Origin of the sequence: Pseudomonas farsensis, from assembly GCF_014268805.2 — a bacterium.
Classification (GTDB): Bacteria; Pseudomonadota; Gammaproteobacteria; order Pseudomonadales; family Pseudomonadaceae; genus Aquipseudomonas; species Aquipseudomonas farsensis.
Map to the genome: position 1 here is coordinate 138,581 of NZ_JABWRF020000001.1, position 16,468 is coordinate 155,048.

12 protein-coding genes and 1 tRNA gene are annotated in these 16,468 nt (G+C 64.3%); 6 read left to right on the plus strand and 7 right to left on the minus strand.

What is annotated here, in order from left to right:
- Both fahA and hmgA read right to left on the minus strand, forming a co-directional pair.
- Entirely contained in the window at positions 1–1,293 is a 1,293-nt protein-coding gene (gene fahA, locus HU719_RS00660) for a fumarylacetoacetase (protein WP_186536838.1), read from the minus strand.
- Between the two features lie 3 nt (positions 1,294–1,296).
- Positions 1,297–2,598, minus strand: a complete 1,302-nt coding sequence (gene hmgA, locus HU719_RS00665; protein WP_186536839.1) for a homogentisate 1,2-dioxygenase — start codon at positions 2,596–2,598, stop codon at positions 1,297–1,299.
- Between the two features lie 179 nt (positions 2,599–2,777).
- Between hmgA and HU719_RS00670 the strand changes: the two genes are divergently transcribed.
- Complete coding sequence (locus HU719_RS00670) at positions 2,778–3,560, plus strand: IclR family transcriptional regulator (protein WP_186536847.1); 783 nt, start codon at positions 2,778–2,780, stop codon at positions 3,558–3,560.
- Positions 3,561–4,105: 545 nt separating this feature from the next.
- Positions 4,106–4,720, plus strand: a complete 615-nt coding sequence (locus tag HU719_RS00675; protein WP_186537459.1) for a LysE family translocator — start codon at positions 4,106–4,108, stop codon at positions 4,718–4,720.
- Positions 4,721–4,778: 58 nt separating this feature from the next.
- On the opposite strand, the gene HU719_RS00680 is transcribed toward HU719_RS00675, so the two are convergent.
- Together HU719_RS00680 and HU719_RS00685 are read right to left on the minus strand one after the other, a co-directional pair.
- Positions 4,779–4,855 (minus strand) — tRNA-Met (locus HU719_RS00680).
- A gap of 98 nt (positions 4,856–4,953) precedes the next feature.
- Entirely contained in the window at positions 4,954–5,886 is a 933-nt protein-coding gene (locus tag HU719_RS00685; protein WP_225917089.1) for a FecR family protein, read from the minus strand.
- A gap of 195 nt (positions 5,887–6,081) precedes the next feature.
- On the opposite strand from HU719_RS00685, the gene HU719_RS00690 reads away from it, so the two are divergent.
- From HU719_RS00690 to HU719_RS00705, 4 genes are all read left to right on the plus strand, one after another.
- Entirely contained in the window at positions 6,082–7,293 is a 1,212-nt protein-coding gene (locus HU719_RS00690; protein WP_186523501.1) for an MFS transporter, read from the plus strand.
- A gap of 629 nt (positions 7,294–7,922) precedes the next feature.
- Positions 7,923–9,080 carry an MFS transporter gene (locus HU719_RS00695; RefSeq protein ID WP_186522694.1) on the plus strand — a complete coding sequence of 386 codons (1,158 nt, stop codon included), beginning with the start codon at positions 7,923–7,925 and terminating at the stop codon, positions 9,078–9,080.
- A gap of 87 nt (positions 9,081–9,167) precedes the next feature.
- Positions 9,168–10,208 (plus strand): bifunctional DNA-binding transcriptional regulator/O6-methylguanine-DNA methyltransferase Ada, encoded by a 1,041-nt coding sequence (ada, locus tag HU719_RS00700; RefSeq protein WP_186537019.1) that lies wholly within the window; start codon positions 9,168–9,170, stop codon positions 10,206–10,208.
- Positions 10,209–10,263: 55 nt separating this feature from the next.
- Positions 10,264–12,663 (plus strand): DUF3772 domain-containing protein, encoded by a 2,400-nt coding sequence (locus HU719_RS00705; protein WP_186537020.1) that lies wholly within the window; start codon positions 10,264–10,266, stop codon positions 12,661–12,663.
- A gap of 373 nt (positions 12,664–13,036) precedes the next feature.
- On the opposite strand, the gene HU719_RS00710 is transcribed toward HU719_RS00705, so the two are convergent.
- From HU719_RS00710 to HU719_RS00720, 3 genes are all read right to left on the minus strand, one after another.
- On the minus strand, positions 13,037–14,467 hold the full coding sequence (locus HU719_RS00710; RefSeq protein WP_186537021.1) for an aldehyde dehydrogenase family protein: 1,431 nt from the start codon (positions 14,465–14,467) through the stop codon (positions 13,037–13,039).
- A 13-nt stretch (positions 14,468–14,480) separates the two neighbouring features.
- On the minus strand, positions 14,481–15,980 hold the full coding sequence (locus HU719_RS00715) for a purine-cytosine permease family protein (protein ID WP_186537022.1): 1,500 nt from the start codon (positions 15,978–15,980) through the stop codon (positions 14,481–14,483).
- A gap of 86 nt (positions 15,981–16,066) precedes the next feature.
- Positions 16,067–16,456 (minus strand): YybH family protein, encoded by a 390-nt coding sequence (locus tag HU719_RS00720; RefSeq protein WP_186537023.1) that lies wholly within the window; start codon positions 16,454–16,456, stop codon positions 16,067–16,069.
- Between the last annotated feature and the right edge of the window lie 12 nt (positions 16,457–16,468).

Below are 16,468 nucleotides of genomic sequence, written 5' to 3' on the forward strand. Positions count from 1 at the left end.
TCAGTTGGCCGCAACCACAGTACCGCGGCATTCGCCAAAGCCGATGCTGGCCACGCCCTCGCGCACGCAGCGAGCACGCAGGATGACTTCGTCGCCGTCTTCGAGGAACTTGCGCTGCTCACCGCTGGGCAGCTGCACCGGGCGTTTGCCGCCCTCGCTGATCTCCAGCAGGCTGCCGTAGGAACCCGGCGTAGGGCCGGACAGCGTGCCCGAACCGAACAGGTCGCCCGGCTGCAACTCGCAACCGTTGACACTGTGATGGGCGATCAGCTGGGCCACGGTCCAGTACATGTTCAATGTGTTGCTCAGCGCCAGGCGATGCGCCGGCAGATTCTGCTCGCGCATGCGCGCGGTGCGCAGCAGCACTTCCAGTTCGATGTCGAAGGCGCCGTTGGCCTGGTCGCGCGCATCAAGCAGGTACGGCAGCGGCTGCGGGTCGCCCTCGGGGCGGGCCGGTTGCGCGCAACGGAACGGCTCCAGCGCCTCGGCGGTGACCACCCAGGGCGACAGCGTGGTGATGAAACTCTTGGACAGGAACGGGCCAAGCGGCTGGTACTCCCAGGCCTGGATATCACGCGCTGACCAGTCGTTGAGCAGGCACAGGCCGGCCAGATGCTCATCGGCCTCGCCAATCGGGATGGCCTGGCCCATCGGGTTGCCCTGGCCAATCCATATACCCAGCTCCAGCTCGTAGTCCAGGCGTGCGCAGGGGCCGAAGCTGGGCTCGGTTTGCCCGGCTGGCAACGTCTGCCCCTTGGGGCGGCGCACGTCGGTGCCGGACGGGCGCAGGGTGGAGGCCCGGCCGTGGTAGCCGATCGGTACGTATTTGTAGTTGGGCAGCAGCGGGTTGTCGGGCCGGAACAGCTTGCCGACATTGGTGGCGTGCTGGATGCCGACGTAGAAGTCGGTGTAGTCACCGACCTTGGCCGGCAGATGCAGGGTGCAGTCGCTGGCAGGGTACAGCGCCGCTTGCAGCGCCCCTTGGTGCTCGCTGCCTTCTGCCAGTAAACCGAGCAGGCGCTCGCGCAGGGCCACGCGCGCCGGGCGGCCGAGGGCGAAGAATGCGTTCAGTGCACCACCCTGCATGGCCTCGACCGCCGCCTTGGCTGCACCGTTGAACAGGCCTGCGGCAAGCACGGCCTCAAGGTCGAGGATGGCGTCACCGATGGCCACGCCGCTACGCGGCGCCTGCCCTGGCCGGCTGAAGATACCCAGCGGCAGATTCTGCAACGGGAAGTCGCGGTGCCCGTTGGCGTGCTCGACCCAGCTGCGAGCAATGGCGGTGTGGTTCATCGGTTATCTCCGGTTCGGGTTGAAGGTGCTCGGCAACGAAGCCCAGCAGCTGTCGTAGTCGGCCTGCAATTGCGCGCTTTCGAGGGCCTGCACACTTGGCCGCAGCACCTGGCTGGTCTCGAACATGAAGGCCATGGTGTTGTCGATTTTGTGCGGTGCAAGCTCGGCGGCGATGGCCTTGTCGCAGGTATCGGCGTCGGGGCCATGGGCGCTCATCACCCCGTGCAACGAAGCCCCGCCGGGCAGGAAACCCTCGGCCTTGGCGTCGTAGGCACCCTTGATCAGGCCCATGAACTCGTTCATCAGGTTGCGGTGGAACCACGGCGGACGGAAGGTGTTGTCGGCCACCATCCAGCGCGGCGGGAAGATCACGAAGTCGATGTTGGCCATGCCCGGCACGCTGGTGGGCGAGGTCAACACGGTGAAGATCGACGGGTCGGGGTGATCGAAGCTGACCGTGCCAAGGGTGTTGAAACGGCGCAGGTCGTATTTGTACGGCACGTTGCTGCCATGCCAGGCCACCACATCCAGCGGCGAATGCTGCAACTCGCACGCCCAGTGCTCGCCAAGAAACTTCTGCACCAGTTGCACCGGCCCCTGGGCCTCCTCGTAATGGGCAACCGGGGTGAGGAAGTCACGGGGGTTGGCCAGGCCGTTGCTGCCAATGGGGCCCAGGTCCGGCAGGCGCAGCGGGGCGCCATGGTTTTCGGCAAGGTAGCCGCGGGCCTGGGGGTCGAGCAGTTCAACGCGGAACTTCATGCCCCGGGGGATCACCGCAATTTCCAGCGGCTCGACCTGCAACACACCCAGCTCGGTAACGATGCGCAGCCGGCCTTGCTCAGGCACCAGCAACAGCTCGCCATCGGCGTTGAAGAACACCCGCTCCATGGAGCGGTTGGCGCGGTAGATGTACACGCTGACCCCGGCTGGCTTGTCCGCCGCCGAGTTGGCCGCCATCGGCAGCCAACCGTCGATGAAGTCGGTGGGCTCGGCGGGCATCGGCTGCGGGTTCCAGCGCAGGCGGTTGGGGTTGATTGCGCCCAGCGGTGCTGCCAGCGGCTGCTGCTCAAGGCGCTGGAAACGCGGGTGCAAGGCCGAGGGGCGGATGCGGTATAGCCAGGTGCGGCGCAGTTCGCTGCGGGCCATGGTGAAGGCGGTGCCGGACAGCAGCTCGGCGTACAGCCCATAGGGCGCCTTTTGCGGCGAGTTCTGCCCCACCGGCAGGGCGCCGGGCAGCGCTTCACTGGCGAATTCGTTGCCGAAACCGCTCAGGTACTGAAGGTCGGGGGAGGTGCTGCGGGTCATCAATGCCTCCGGGCTGCGTGAGCCTTTACGGGCAGCAGGCTGCGAGGCCCGGGGATGACAGGCTGGCAGCACGTCTGCATTGTTTTTATCGTAATCAGATTACGAATAACGTAATTTGCTCCCATGCCGGCGTCAAGCTATAAAGGCGCCAATCCGAAATGTCCGACACAGAAATTCCCATGGCCAAAACCAGCACCAGCGCCGACAACGGCAAACAGAAGGTCCGCTCGGCAGAGGTCGGCACCGACATCCTCAAGGCCTTGGCCGAACTCTCGCCATCGACCTCGTTGTCGCGCCTGGCCGAACACGTGCAGATGCCGGCAAGCAAGGTGCACCGTTACCTGCAAGCACTGATCGCCAGCGGGTTTGCCGAGCAGAACCCGGCGACCAACCATTACGGCCTGGGCCGCGAAGCGTTGCGCGTCGGCATGGCAGCGCTGGGCAGCATCGATGTGCTGAAGGTGGCGGCCTTGCCGTTGTCGCAACTGCGCGACGAGCTCAACGAAAGCTGCTTCATTGCCGTGTGGGGCAACCAAGGGGCGACGGTGGTCAGCATCGAGCCTGCGGTGCGCGCCGTGACGGTGGTGACGCAGATGGGTTCGGTGCTGCCACTGCTCAGCTCATCCACAGGCCTGGTGTTCGCCGCGCACCTGCCGCAACGCGAAACCATCGAACTGCGTGACCGTGAACTGGCAGCCATGGCGCAAAGCGTAGAGGATTATGAGCCGTTGCTGGCGCAGATCCGCGAGCGTGGCCTGCACCATGTGCATGGCCTGCTGATGCCGGGGGTGGATGCACTGTCGGCGCCGGTGTTCAATGCCATGGGCCAGGTGGCAGCGGTGATGACCGTGGTCGGGCCGACCTCGATCTTCCATGCCGATGAGCATGGGCCGGCCGCAAAGCGCCTGCTGGCGGCGGCGCAGGCGACCAGTTGGCGGATGGGGTTCAGCGGCGAACGTTGAAAAGGCTTACATAGCATTACGCAAATTCGGCGGCGCGCGTGGTTATAGTGCGCCGCTCACTTTTACCCGAACCGTAAAGGTGAATGTCAGAAGCGGCTATTTTTCCCACAGGATCAAGCGCTTATTCTGATCGCACTGGCCGGCACGGAAGGCATCTCCCCCTCGCCTCGAGTGCCCGCCCAGGTTCAACGACGTTGATTTTGAAGCTCCTTGATCTTACGTCTCGATTGGCCGCTGCGTTTGCAGCGGCTTTTTTTTTGTCCGTTTCAGGCAAGTCGCTTTTAATTGTGCAGGAGCGGCCTTGTGTAGCGAAAAGGCTGCGCAGCGGCCCCAAGATCTTGGCCTCACGCACAATCGCCGGGGCTGCTGCGCAGCCCTTTCGCGGCACAAGGCCGCTCCTACAGCGTTCGTGTATAGCCGAGGATGGCGGCAGCGAAAATGTGTGATTAAAACTAGCAGATAACCTGCCCGATAAATCGTTTTTTAGCACGGCGAAGGCCTCCGATACTCACGTTTCAGTCACTTTCCATCGAGGATCTTCACCCATGGCCGAACTCATCGCCGTTGCGCTGTTCACGTTATTGGCCGTCATCAGCCCCGGCGCCGATTTCGCCATGGTCACCCGCAGCAGTTATGCACAGGGCCGCAAAGCCGGCCTGGCGGCGGCGGTGGGCATTGGCTCGGGTGTTCAGGTGCATGTGTTCTACACCGTCTTCGGCATCGCGGTGATCATCAGCCACAGCCCTGGGTTGTTCATGCTGATGAAAGTGCTGGGGGCGGGCTACCTGATCTACCTCGGCTACAAGTCGCTGACCAACCAAGCCCGCATTCGTCTCGATGAGCAGCCGCCCAGCCAGGCACAGCTCGGCCAGGCCCTGCGCGCGGGCTTTCTGACCAATGCGCTGAACCCCAAGACCATGCTCTTTGTGGTCAGCGCCTACACCCAGGTGGTGCAGCCGGGCAGCTCGCTGGCGTTGGACTTCGCCTATGGCGGCTTCATGTCGGTGGCCCATTGGCTATGGTTCAGCCTGGTCGCGGTGTTCTTTTCGAATGCAGGCTTGCGCCGGGCGATGATCGAGCGCCAGCGTCTGGTGGACCGCATGATCGGGGTGGCGTTGATTGGGCTTGGGTTGGCAGTTGCCGTGGCGGGGGTGAAGTAACAGGCTTTTTTGCGGGCAAAGAAAAAGGGCTTATCTTTCGATAAGCCCTTTTAAAAGGTGGTGGCTACACAGGGACTTGAACCCCGGACCCCAGCATTATGAATGCTATGCTCTAACCAACTGAGCTATGTAGCCAACTTGGCGCGCATTATTGGCTCGAATTGCATACCTGTCAACACTGGTTTCAAAAAAAAATTTCCAACCTTTCAAAAACTTAAGCCGCCATGCCGGCTTCAGCGCACGATCAACCACTGGCCTGACACGCTGAAAAGGCTCAGTTGCTGATCGCCTGCCAGCCGCTCGAGGCTCTGCGCCGGCTGGTTCAGGTCGAAGGTGCCACTCACCCGGCGGTAGGCCGCCTGCTCGTTCAGCAGCCAGACCCGTTGCCCCTGGTACGCGGCCAGGCGTTCCAGCACCTGCGTCAGAGGCATATTGCTGGCCTGAATCAGCCCACCGCGCCAGGCATCAACGGTTTTGCCGTCTGCCTTTTCGGTTGCATTGATACGGCTGGCGCTGAAGGTCACCCGTTCACCGGCGTTGACCAGGCGCTGGTCGCCACCTTGCAGCACCATTGCCTTGCCTGCCAGTACCACCAGTTCGTCGTGGTCTTGATAGCGCGCGAGCTGCAGGCGCGTGCCGAACACCTGGATGCGCGTGTCGTCCACCTGCACCTCCATGGCCCGGCCATCGAGCATCACGTCGATAGCGACCTGGCCCTGCACCAGATGCAGCAGGCGGGTGCGGCCGCGCAGGTCGACGTTCATGGCGCTGGCGCTGTCCAGGTGCAGCGTCGAGCCGTCAGCCAGGCGCACGCTGCGGCGTTCGCCGCTTTCGGTGTGCAGTTCGCAGCTCAGGCGCTGCAGCATGGGCCAGTACAGAAACGCCAATACCGACAGCAGCAACAAGAACGCCAGGCCCAGCACCAACCCCAGGCGGCTGCGGCGCAGTGCTACCACCCGCGGGCGAGGGCGCGGGGCTGGCGCCTGCAACTGCTGGCAGTAAGCTTCGAGACGGGCGTAGGCCTGTGCATTGAGCGGGTGCTCATACCAGTCGCCGAAGGCTTGGCGCAGGGCTGCATCGCAACCGGGCTGACGCAGGCGGGTAAACCAGTCCAGGGCTTCCTGCTCGGGATCGTGCTGTAGCTGCAAGGCGGGCATCGGGCACATGGAAGGGTTGCTCGCAAGGACGGGGCGGTGGTCGCCCAGCGTTTACGGGGGAAGAGAGCCAGGGATGCTAAATATATTGAGAACCATTTACAAGTGCGTGCGGATGGAAGGCGTGCCTTGGCGAATAAAAAGGTAGCTTCGTATCTATTTGTTTCACGATAATCGGATCCCAACCAGCGCACGGAACCCGAGCCCATGGCTATCAGCAGCACCCCGACAACCAGCGCCAGCACTGCCAGCCAGGCGAACCCGCTGGTCATGCGCATCATCGCGTTCTGCGCGTTGGCGCACTTGATCAACGACCTGATCCAGTCGGTGCTGCCGGCGATCTACCCGATGCTCAAGGCCAACTACGACCTGAGCTTTACCCAGATCGGCCTGATCACCCTGACCTTCCAGGTCACCGCTTCGCTGTTGCAGCCTTGGGTGGGTTTTTATACCGACTCGCGCCCGACGCCCAACCTGCTCCCCATGGGCACGCTGTGTACGCTGGTCGGTATCGTGATGCTGGCATTCGTTGGCAGTTTCCCGATGATTCTGCTGGCCTCGGCCCTGGTGGGCATCGGCTCCTCGACCTTCCACCCAGAAACCTCGCGTATCGCGCGGCTGGCCTCGGGCGGGCGCTTCGGCCTGGCGCAGTCGACCTTCCAGGTGGGCGGTAACACCGGTTCTGCCTTCGGCCCGCTGTTGGCGGCCGCCATTGTCATCCCGTTTGGCCAGACCCACGTCGCCTGGTTCGGCTTGGCGGCGCTGTTCTTCTTTGGCGTCACCTTGATACTGCGCCGCTGGTACAAGGAGCACCTCAACCAGGCCAAGGCGCGCAAAGCGGTGCAAGCCACCCACGGCATTTCGCGCCAGCGGGTGGTGGCAGCGTTGGTGGTGCTGGGCCTGCTGGTGTTCTCCAAGTACTTCTATATGGCCAGTTTCACCAGCTACTTCACGTTCTACCTGATCGAGAAGTTCCAGCTGTCGGTGGCCAGCTCGCAGTTGCACCTGTTCCTGTTCCTGGGCGCGGTGGCTGCCGGCACCTTCTTCGGCGGGCCGATCGGTGACCGTATCGGGCGCAAGGCGGTAATCTGGTTCTCGATTCTGGGCGTGGCGCCATTCACCCTGGTGTTGCCGTATGCCGACCTGTTCTGGACCACCGTCCTGAGCCTGGTGATCGGCTTCATCCTGGCCTCGGCGTTCTCGGCCATCGTGGTGTATGCCCAAGAACTGGTGCCGGGCAATGTCGGCATGATTGCCGGGATCTTCTTCGGCCTGATGTTCGGCTTTGGCGGCATTGGCGCGGCATTGCTGGGTTACGTGGCCGACCTGCGCGGTATCGAGTACGTGTATACGGTGTGCTCTTACCTGCCGTTGTTCGGTTTGCTGGCGGTGTTTTTGCCGTCCACTGGCAAGCGCTGACCTTGGGGGCGCAGTTATGTGCAGGCCGTTCCGGCCTCATCGCAGGCATTGAGCCAGATACCCATATCGCAGCTGACGCGGTCCCTTGTGGGAGATTCTATGGTTTCGGGCAAGTCGCTTTTGATTGTGTAGGAGCGGCCTTGTGTCGCGAAAGGGCTGCGAAGCAGCCCCAGCGATTCTGGTGGTTGCTCAGATCCTGGGGCTGCTTCGCAGCCCTTTCGCGACACAAGGCCGCTCCTACACTGACCGCGTAGACGGCATCGATATGGGGTTGTACAAAAGTCTCTGTGGCCGCGATTGACGTGACGACGGGCCCTGGCCTAGAGTGCCGATTCCCCCTTACCTGCGTAGCCACTGCAATGCGCCGCCCCCACGCTCATCGTCCACACCGCCAGCCTGTCGCCCCGACAGCGCGCCGTGCGTGGCCGAGCGACACGGTGCTGAAGCGGCGGCGCAGCGTGCTGTTTGCCTTCACCTTCTCGCCACACCTTGCCCTGAACTGATTCGCGCCCCTGTGTGCCGCGCCATCCCGGCGTGACGGCGGGCGCCTGCGTTCGATCATCTATTCAGCGGATATTCCAGCCGGCCCGGGCATTCACTCGGCAGTGTTGGCGAGCAAGGAGCGGTACATGAACATGCGTTTGTTGGCGGGCCTGTTGTTTGCGGTGTCTGTGGTGGGGTTCAGCCTCGGGGCGAGCCTGCCGTTGGTGTCGCTGCGGCTGCATGAAGCCGGCGCAGGCACCCTGGAAATCGGTGTTATTTCGGCCATTCCGGCAGCCGGCATGATGCTTTCGGCGTTTATGGTCGATGCCTGCTGCAAGCACCTCACGCGGCGGGTCATCTACCTGCTCAGCTTCAGCCTGTGCACCCTGAGCATCGCCTTGCTGGAGTGGGCATTCGATTCGATGCTGTGGCTGGCGCTGCTGCGCCTGGGGCTTGGGCTGGGCATGGGCATCGCGATCATCCTTGGCGAGTCGTGGGTCAACGAGCTTTGCCCCGAGCACAATCGCGGCAAGATCATGGCCCTGTATGCCACCAGCTTTACCGGCTTTCAGGTACTGGGCCCGGCGCTGCTGGCGCTGCTCGGCGCCGACAGCCCGTGGCTGACCGGCGTGGTCACCGCCTGTTATGGCCTGGCGCTGCTGTGCATCCTGTTCACTGTGCCCAACGACTACGTCGAGCATGAAGAGGGCGAAAAGAGTTTTGGCCTGGCCGGGTTCTTCCGCGTGGCGCCGGCCTTGTGCGTGGCGGTGCTGTTCTTTTCGTTCTTCGATGCCGTGGCGCTGTCGCTGCTGCCGGTCTACGCCACCAGCCATGGTTTTGCCGTCGGCGTGGCGGCGCTGATGGTTACCGTGGTGTTTGCCGGCGACATGCTGTTCCAACTGCCGCTGGGCTGGTTGGCCGACCGCGTTGAGCGCACCGGGCTGCACCTGGTATGCGGGGTGGTGGCGATGAGCATTGGCATCGCCTTGCCTTGGCTGCTGCACATGACCTGGCTGCTGTGGCCATTGCTGGTGGTGTTGGGCGCGGTGGCGGGCGGCATCTATACCTTGGCGCTGGTGTTGATCGGGCAGCGTTTCAGGGGCCAGGACCTGGTCACGGCCAACGCCAGCGTGGGCCTGCTGTGGGGTGTCGGCAGCCTGGTCGGGCCGTTGATCAGCGGCGCGGCCATGGATGTCGCGCCCCACGGCCTGCCCATGGCGCTGGCGCTGATGGCCGGGTTGTTCGTGTGCTTTGCCCGCCAGGCCTATCGGCGCACGGGCAAGTTGCAGGCAGCGGCAGACTGATCAAGCGCTCGAATTGCCCGCAAGAATCGGAGTGAACACCCCGAGGTTTGCTGTCACGCTGTTGCCATCGCCCCTGGAGTGGCTGCAATGACCCTCTACATCACCGACACCGACCGCTGGCACGCCGTGCAGGCCCGTGACAAAGCGGCCTGCGGGCACTTCGTCTACGCCGTCCGCACCACCGGCGTGTATTGCCAGCCGGCCTGCACCTCGCGTCTTGCCAAGCGCGCAAACGTGCAGTTCTTCAATGATGCCCTCCAAGCTGAGGCCGCCGGATACCGCGCCTGCAAGCGCTGCTGGGCAAGCGCCACGCGCATTGATCGGGTGGCCCGCGCCTGCCGCTTGATCGAGGCCAGCGACGTGGCGCCGAGCCTGCTGCAACTGGCGGCTGCATTGAACGTCAGCACCTTCCAGTTGCATCGCCAGTTCAAGGCCGAAACCGGCCTCACCCCCAAGGCTTACAGCAACGCCTTGCGCGCCCGGCGGATGCGGGAGCAGTTAGGCACCGCCGGGAGCGTCACCGATGCGATCTTCGAGGCTGGCTACAACGCCAACAGCCGTTTCTATGAAAGCGCGGGCGAGCGCCTGGGCATGCCGCCACGGGCGTTCCGGGCTGGCGCTGAAGGCGTGGTTATTCGCTTTGCCCTAGGCCAGTGCAGCCTTGGCGCGATTCTGGTGGCGCAGAGCGAGCGGGGCATTTGCGCGATTCTGCTGGGCGATACCCCGGAGCCTCTGTTGCACCAGTTGCAGGACAAATTCCCCAACGCCACGCTGCTCGGCGGCGATGCCGAGTACGAGCAGTGGGTGGCCCAGGTGATCGGCTTTGTCGAGGCACCTGCGCTTGGCTTGTCGCTGCCGCTGGATGTGCAGGGCAGCGCCTTCCAGGAGCGCGTTTGGCAAGCCCTGCGCGAGGTGCCGCCGGGCAGCCGGGTGAGCTACACCGACATCGCCCAGCGGATCGGCGCACCCAAGGCGGTGCGCGCCGTGGCCAAGGCCTGTGCGGCCAATAGCATTGCCGTGGCGATCCCCTGCCACCGCGTAGTGCGACGCGATGGCGAACTCAGCGGCTACCGCTGGGGCGTGGAGCGCAAACGCCTGTTGCTGGCCCGAGAAACGGTACCCCGATGAGCGTGCGGAGCGCGTAGAATTCGCGCTTTGTCGTGATGCATCAGAGGAATGTTCGATGGGGCGTGTCAGTCTTGACCGATTTTATATGGGTATTCTGGCCATGTTGCTGTGCCTGGCGCTACCGGCCTGGGCCAACCCGGCAGCGCCGGTATCGCGCCTGGCGGTAGCCGAGCAGCAGGTGCTTGACGAGGACGCAAACCTTGAGCAGTTGAGCGAGCGGCTCGACCAGATCCGCCAAGGCGTCAGCGCCAACGCCAATGACGATTTGCTTTCGCAACTGCGCCAGTCGGCCTTGCAGGTGCAGCGCCAGGCCGATGCCTTGACCACCAAGCGCACTGCCGATGTCGACCGCCTGGACGACCAGCTCAAGGTGCTCGGCCCGCAGCAGCCGGACGAGCCGGAAACCCTGACTCGCCAGCGCAAGCAGCTCAGCGATGAGAAAAACGCTGTGCTGGCCGAGCAGAAAGAAGCTGCCACGCTGACCCAGTCCGCCCGCGACCTGTCCACGCAGATCGTCAACCTGCGCCGCAGCCTGTTCAACTCGCAAATCACCAGCCGCGCCGCCAGCCCGCTGAGCCCGGCGTTCTGGTCGAGCCTGATCCGCCCCACCGACGAAGACCTGGCGCGCCTGCGCGATCTGCGTGGCGAGGCTGCCGATGCCGTCGCCAGTGCCTTCAGCGCCGAGCACCGGGTGTTGTTCATCAGCGCTTTGATTGCCGCGGTGCTGGTGTGGACCTTGCTGCGCCGCTTGCTCGAACGCTTGCTGGCCAAGGCCATGGTGCGCTGGGTACCCGATGGCCGCCTGCGCCGCAGCGCCCTGGCCTTGGGGGTTAGCCTGGCGACGTTGGGCACCATCGCCGGTGCTGTTTCGCTGGTGCGCTGGGGGCTCGAAAGCAGCGCCGAGCTGGGCACCGATGTGGCCAGCCTGACCAACCATATTCTGACCTTGGTGGTGTTCAGCGCCTTCATTTCCGGCCTGGGCCGCGCCATGCTGATGTTGCAGCGCCCGTCCTGGCGCCTGCCGCCGATCCCTGACGAGGTCGCCAGCGCGCTCGGCTGGTTCCCGCAGGCCCTGGCCCTGACTTTGATGGTGCTGCTCACCCAGGAGCGCATCAACAGTGTCATCGGCACCAGCCTGGCGCTGACCCTGGCCACCAACGGCCTGACTGCGCTGGTGGTGTCGCTGTTGTTCGTCGCGGCGCTGGTTGGCTACCGCCGCACCCGCCGCAAGCACGGCCTGGAGCGCCCGTCCGGGTTGGCGGGGCTGATCCCGTTCGTGGTGGTGGTGTGGGTCGCGCTGATACTGCTGACGCTGCTGGCCGGTTACCTGACCCTGGCGTACTTCCTCACCGCCAAGCTGCTGTGGATAAGTGTGGTCACCACCTGCGCCTATCTGTTGGTGAAAGTGTTCGGCGACCTCTGTGAAACGCTGCTGTCGCCACGCCAGCCAGGCGGCCTGGCACTGGCCTCGGCGCTGGGCCTGCAACAGCGCCACCAGGCCCAGGCCAGCACCATCCTCGCCGGCATTGGCCGCACCCTGTTGCTGTGCTGCGCCGCGTTGCTGGCGTTCATGCCTTCGGGCACCAGCCCCGGCGAGCTGTTGCTCAGCCTGGCCGACTGGGACGGTAGCGGCGGCAAGGTGCTGGGTAACCTCAACATCGTGCCGGGCGATATCTTCCTGGCCTTGGCGATGCTGTTTGGTGGCTGGTTTGCCATTCGTGTGCTCAAGCGTTGGCTGAGCGAGCGCCTGCTGCCGGAAACCGACATGGATGCCGGCATGCGCGCCTCCCTGGTGACGCTGGTCGGCTACCTGGGCTTCCTGTTCCTGGCCATGCTGGTGATGTCGACCCTGCGCATCAACCTGACCAGCCTGACTTGGGTAGTCAGTGCGCTGTCGGTGGGTATCGGTTTTGGTTTGCAGCAGATCGTGCAGAACTTCATTTCCGGCTTGATCCTGCTCACCGAGCGGCCGGTCAAGGTGGGCGACTGGGTGAGCCTTGCCGGCGTCGAAGGCGATATCCGCCGCATCAACGTGCGCGCCACCGAAATCCAGATGTCCGACCGTTCGACGGTGATCGTCCCCAACTCGCAGTTCATTTCGCAGAACGTGCGTAACGTGACCATGGCCAATGCCCTCGGCGTGGTCGGCATTACCCTGACGCTGCCGCTGGAAACCGACCCGGCCCAGGTGCGTGAGTTGTTGCTGGCGGCCTACCATGAGCACGAGTCGATTCTCGATGCGCCGGCCTGTTCGGTGTCGTTCAAGGATTTGACCGCCAGCGGCATGGTGATTGGCGTCAGCGGTTATGTGGCGTCGCCACGGCAGGTGTCGGGTACCCGCAGTGACCTGCTGTTCACCATTCTTGGGCGGTTGCGCGAGGCGGGCATCCCCTTGTCGTCGCCGGCGAGCATGGTGCTGGTGCAGGAAAGCGCGCGGGCTGACGAATCGGCCTGACTGTAATCGATGGACTCGCCCCCGCCGAGAGCTTTGCAGCGCCTAACAGATCGAGCGCCGCCCGCGCGGCGCATCGCAGGCTGGCGCCAGCTCCCACATTTGTTTCGGGCCAATTACTCCTGTGAAAATAGAGGCGCCTGCCTTGGTGAACGCCTTGATTCGTGTGGTGTGGCCTTGGCGCACACGCTGAAACCGCGTCGAGCAGACAAGGCGGACCAGGTGATGGCTCAGGAGATACTGGCCCGAAACAAATGTGGGAGCTGGCGCCAGCCTGCGATGCGCCGCGCGGGCGGCGCTCGATCTGATAAGCGCTAAAACTCTTTCGCCAGACACCTGCCAGCCCCCCAGGCCCTTGAAAGCAAAGACTACAAAATCACCCCAAACACCGCGTCACATGCTTCACTGCCTGATACCCCGATAGCCCCCAAGGCCCAAGCTCGCGCCCGATCCCGCTGGCTTTGGTACCACCCCAGGACGTCTCGACAAACACCGCTTGCACGGAGTTGATCCACACATGCCCCACCTCCAGCGCGTCGGCCACCCGCTCGGCACGTTGCAGGTCGGTGCTGCATACGGTGGCGACCAGCCCGAAGCGGCTGTCGTTGGCCAGCGCGATGGCCTCGGCTTCACTGTCAAAGCGCCGGCCGCAGAGCACCGGGCCGAAGATTTCTTCGCACCATAGGCGGCTGCTTGCAGGCACATCCACATACAGCGTGGGGCTGACGAACCAGCCTTCGCGGTCCAGCGTCTGGCCGCCGGCAAGGCACTTCAGGCCCTCTTCGCGGGCGACGGCGAAATAGCTGGCAACCTTCAGCCACTGCGCCTGGCTGGTCAGCGGGCCCATGTCGGCCTCTTCAAGCTGCGGGTTGCCCACCCGCAACTGCCCCAGCGCCGCCTGCAAGCGTGCCAGCAGGGCGTCGGCGATACCGTCCTGCACCAGCAGGCGTGAGGTGGCCGAGCACATTTGCCCGGCGTTCCAGGTGATACCGGCGATGACCCACTCCACGGCCTGGTCGATATCGCAGTCGTCGAATACGACGATGGCCGACTTGCCGCCCAGCTCCAGCGTCACCGGCCGGCATTGTGCGGCGGCGGCGCGCATTACCTGGCTGCCGACGCCGTTGCTGCCGGTGAACGACAGTTTGTCCAAACCCGTGTGGCCGCTGAGCGCAGCGCCGGTATCAGCCTTGCCGTTGACGATGTTCAGCACGCCTGCCGGCAGGCCCAGATGCTCGGCAATCTGGCCGTAGGCCAGTTCGACCAGCGGGGTCACTTCAGAGGGTTTGAGCACTACAGTGCAACCGGCAGCCAAGGCTGGCGCGAGTTTCCAGGCGCTGGTGACCAAGGGGAAGTTCCAGGGCACGATCAGGCCGACCACGCCAATCGCTTCCAAACGGGTGCGGGCGGTAAAGCCTGGCGCGGCCAGGGGCACGTCGCGGTTTTTCGCCGGCAACTGCTCGGCAAGGTCGGCGTAGTAGGCAAAAGTGGCGATGGCGTCATCGAGGTCGATTTCGGCCTCATGGCGCGGCTTGCCATTGTTGCGCATCTGCAAGGCAATCAGTGCTTCGCGGCGCACGCCCAACTGCTCTGCGAAACCGCGCAAGTAGCGGGCGCGGTCTGCTGCGCAGGTGGTTTTCCAGGCGGGCAGGGCGCGCCTGGCGGCGGCCACGGCCTGGTCGACCTGTGTGCTGCTGGCGGCCATCAGTTCGGTAAACGGCTGGCCGCTGGCGGGGTCGTGAACAACGATGCAGTCGTTGCCCTGGCCTTCGGCCCAGCGGCCGTCGATATAGTGAGAAGGGGTCATGGTCGGCTTCCGGTCAGGCCATCTTGGCGCAGGTTACGGGTTGGGTCGGGGCGCTTTTGCAGCGCACCCAGCGTGGGCCTTGCGGGCCATACACGGCGGCAGGCTCGGGGAACAGGTTGAGCAGGCTCAGGTACAGCACTGCCGCGATGCCGAGGGTGACCGGCAGGCTCAGGTCGATGCCGCCGGCCAGCTCGCCCAGCGGGCCGACGAACTGCCCTGGCAGGTTGACGAAGCACAGGCCGATGGCGGCGCTCGGTAGCCAGGCGCCCATGCCGCGCCAGTTCCAGCCGTGGTCGAACCAGTAACGGCCGCCCTGCTGGCCACGGGTAAACACTTGCAGGTCATCGGCGTGGTAAAAGCCGCGGCGGGTGATCAGGCCGAGGATCATGATCACCATCCATGGGCTGGTGCAGGTGATGATCAGCACGGCGAAGGTCGAAACGCTTTGCACCAGGTTGAAGGCAAAGCGGCCGATGAAGATGAAGCCTATCGCCAGCACGCCGATCAGCAGGGTGGCGGCGGCGCGGCTGAGCAGGCGCGGGAACACGCTGGACATGTCCAGGCCCGTGCCGTAAAGCGCCGTGGTGCCAGTGGACATGCCGCCAATCACTGCAATCAGGCACACCGGCAGGAAGAACCAGCCCGGTGCAATCGCCAGCAGGCCGCCGACATAGTTGTTGGCGGCAATGTAGTCAGGCGCCTGGCTGGCCACCAGCGTGGCCGTGCACAGCCCGAACAGGAACGGGATCAGCGTGGCGCCCTGGGCGACGATGACCGCCAGCATGATGCGCCGCTTGGGCGTGGCGCGCGGTATATAGCGTGACCAGTCGCCGAGAAACGCACCAAACGAAACCGGGTTGCTCATGGCCAGAATCGCCGCACCGACAAACGCTGCCCAGAAGCCTGCCTGGCCCAGGTTGACGCTGCCGGCATAGCCCGCATCGAAAGGCCCGGCAAAGGCCGCGATGCCCAGCAGGAACAACAGGCTCGAGGCCCACACCGCGATCTTGTTGACCCACAGCATGAAGCGGAAGCCAAAGATGCACACCACCAGCACCAGCACGGCGAACAGGCCGTAGGCCAGGCCCAGGGTGAGGTCGGTTTCCGGCAGGCCCATCAGGCGTTTGGCGCCGCCGACCAGCGCGTCGCCTGAGCTCCACACCGACAGCGAGAAAAACGCCACCGCCGTCAGCAGCGACAGGAACGAGCCGACGATGCGCCCATGCACGCCAAAATGTGCGCCGGACGATACGGCGTTGTTGGTGCCATTAAGTGCGCCAAACAGCCCCATCGGCGCCAGGATCAACGCGCCGATGCCGACGCCGAGCAGAATCGCCCACACCCCGGCCTGGAACGACAGCCCGAACAACACCGGGAAGCTGCCCAGTACAGCGGTGGCGAAGGTATTGGCACCGCCGAAGATCAGGCGGAACAGGTCCAGCGGGGAGGCGTCGCGTTGATCATCGGGGATCTGCTCGACGCCATTGGTCTCGATACCGGTCGAGTGGCTCATGGGGGTGCTCCAGCGCGAATGTTGTCGGCCTGTGGCAGGCCTTGTTGTGGGTGCGATGGCAGTGCGGCAAGGCCGCTTTAAAAAGGTCAGGCTGGCGAGATAGCCGACAGGTGCTCGTGGCACGCCAGCCAGCGTTCGCCCTGTTTGCGAAACACGATGGTCTCGCGTTCGCGCAGCGCGTGTTCTTCGCCGGCCAGGCGAATGCGCGTGGCCACGTCGTGCATGAAGATCGCGACTTCACCTTGCAGGCTCACCTGCCCGTTGCTGGATTCACAGCCCAGCACGGCAAAGCCCTCGGCCTGCCAGCCGGCCCACACTTCTTGATAGGCGCGGCGCGACAGCAGTGGTTGGGGCAGGGTGTGAAACAGGAAGGAGGCGTCCTCACTGAAACAGGCGAAATAGCGGGTGGTGTCGTTGCTGGCAAAGGCGGCGACGAGGTCGGCGGCGGCTTGGCGCACCTGAAGTGTCTGGTCCACGGGAGTGGCCTC

Coding starts and splice junctions, on each gene's coding strand:
- fahA (WP_186536838.1), bottom strand. CDS start 1,293: ATGAACCACACCGCCATTGCTCGCAGCTGGGTCGAGCACGCCAACGGG.
- hmgA (WP_186536839.1), bottom strand. CDS start 2,598: ATGACCCGCAGCACCTCCCCCGACCTTCAGTACCTGAGCGGTTTCGGC.
- HU719_RS00670 (WP_186536847.1), top strand. CDS start 2,778: ATGGCCAAAACCAGCACCAGCGCCGACAACGGCAAACAGAAGGTCCGC.
- HU719_RS00675 (WP_186537459.1), top strand. CDS start 4,106: ATGGCCGAACTCATCGCCGTTGCGCTGTTCACGTTATTGGCCGTCATC.
- HU719_RS00685 (WP_225917089.1), bottom strand. CDS start 5,886: ATGTGCCCGATGCCCGCCTTGCAGCTACAGCACGATCCCGAGCAGGAA.
- HU719_RS00690 (WP_186523501.1), top strand. CDS start 6,082: ATGGCTATCAGCAGCACCCCGACAACCAGCGCCAGCACTGCCAGCCAG.
- HU719_RS00695 (WP_186522694.1), top strand. CDS start 7,923: ATGAACATGCGTTTGTTGGCGGGCCTGTTGTTTGCGGTGTCTGTGGTG.
- ada (WP_186537019.1), top strand. CDS start 9,168: ATGACCCTCTACATCACCGACACCGACCGCTGGCACGCCGTGCAGGCC.
- HU719_RS00705 (WP_186537020.1), top strand. CDS start 10,264: ATGGGGCGTGTCAGTCTTGACCGATTTTATATGGGTATTCTGGCCATG.
- HU719_RS00710 (WP_186537021.1), bottom strand. CDS start 14,467: ATGACCCCTTCTCACTATATCGACGGCCGCTGGGCCGAAGGCCAGGGC.
- HU719_RS00715 (WP_186537022.1), bottom strand. CDS start 15,980: ATGAGCCACTCGACCGGTATCGAGACCAATGGCGTCGAGCAGATCCCC.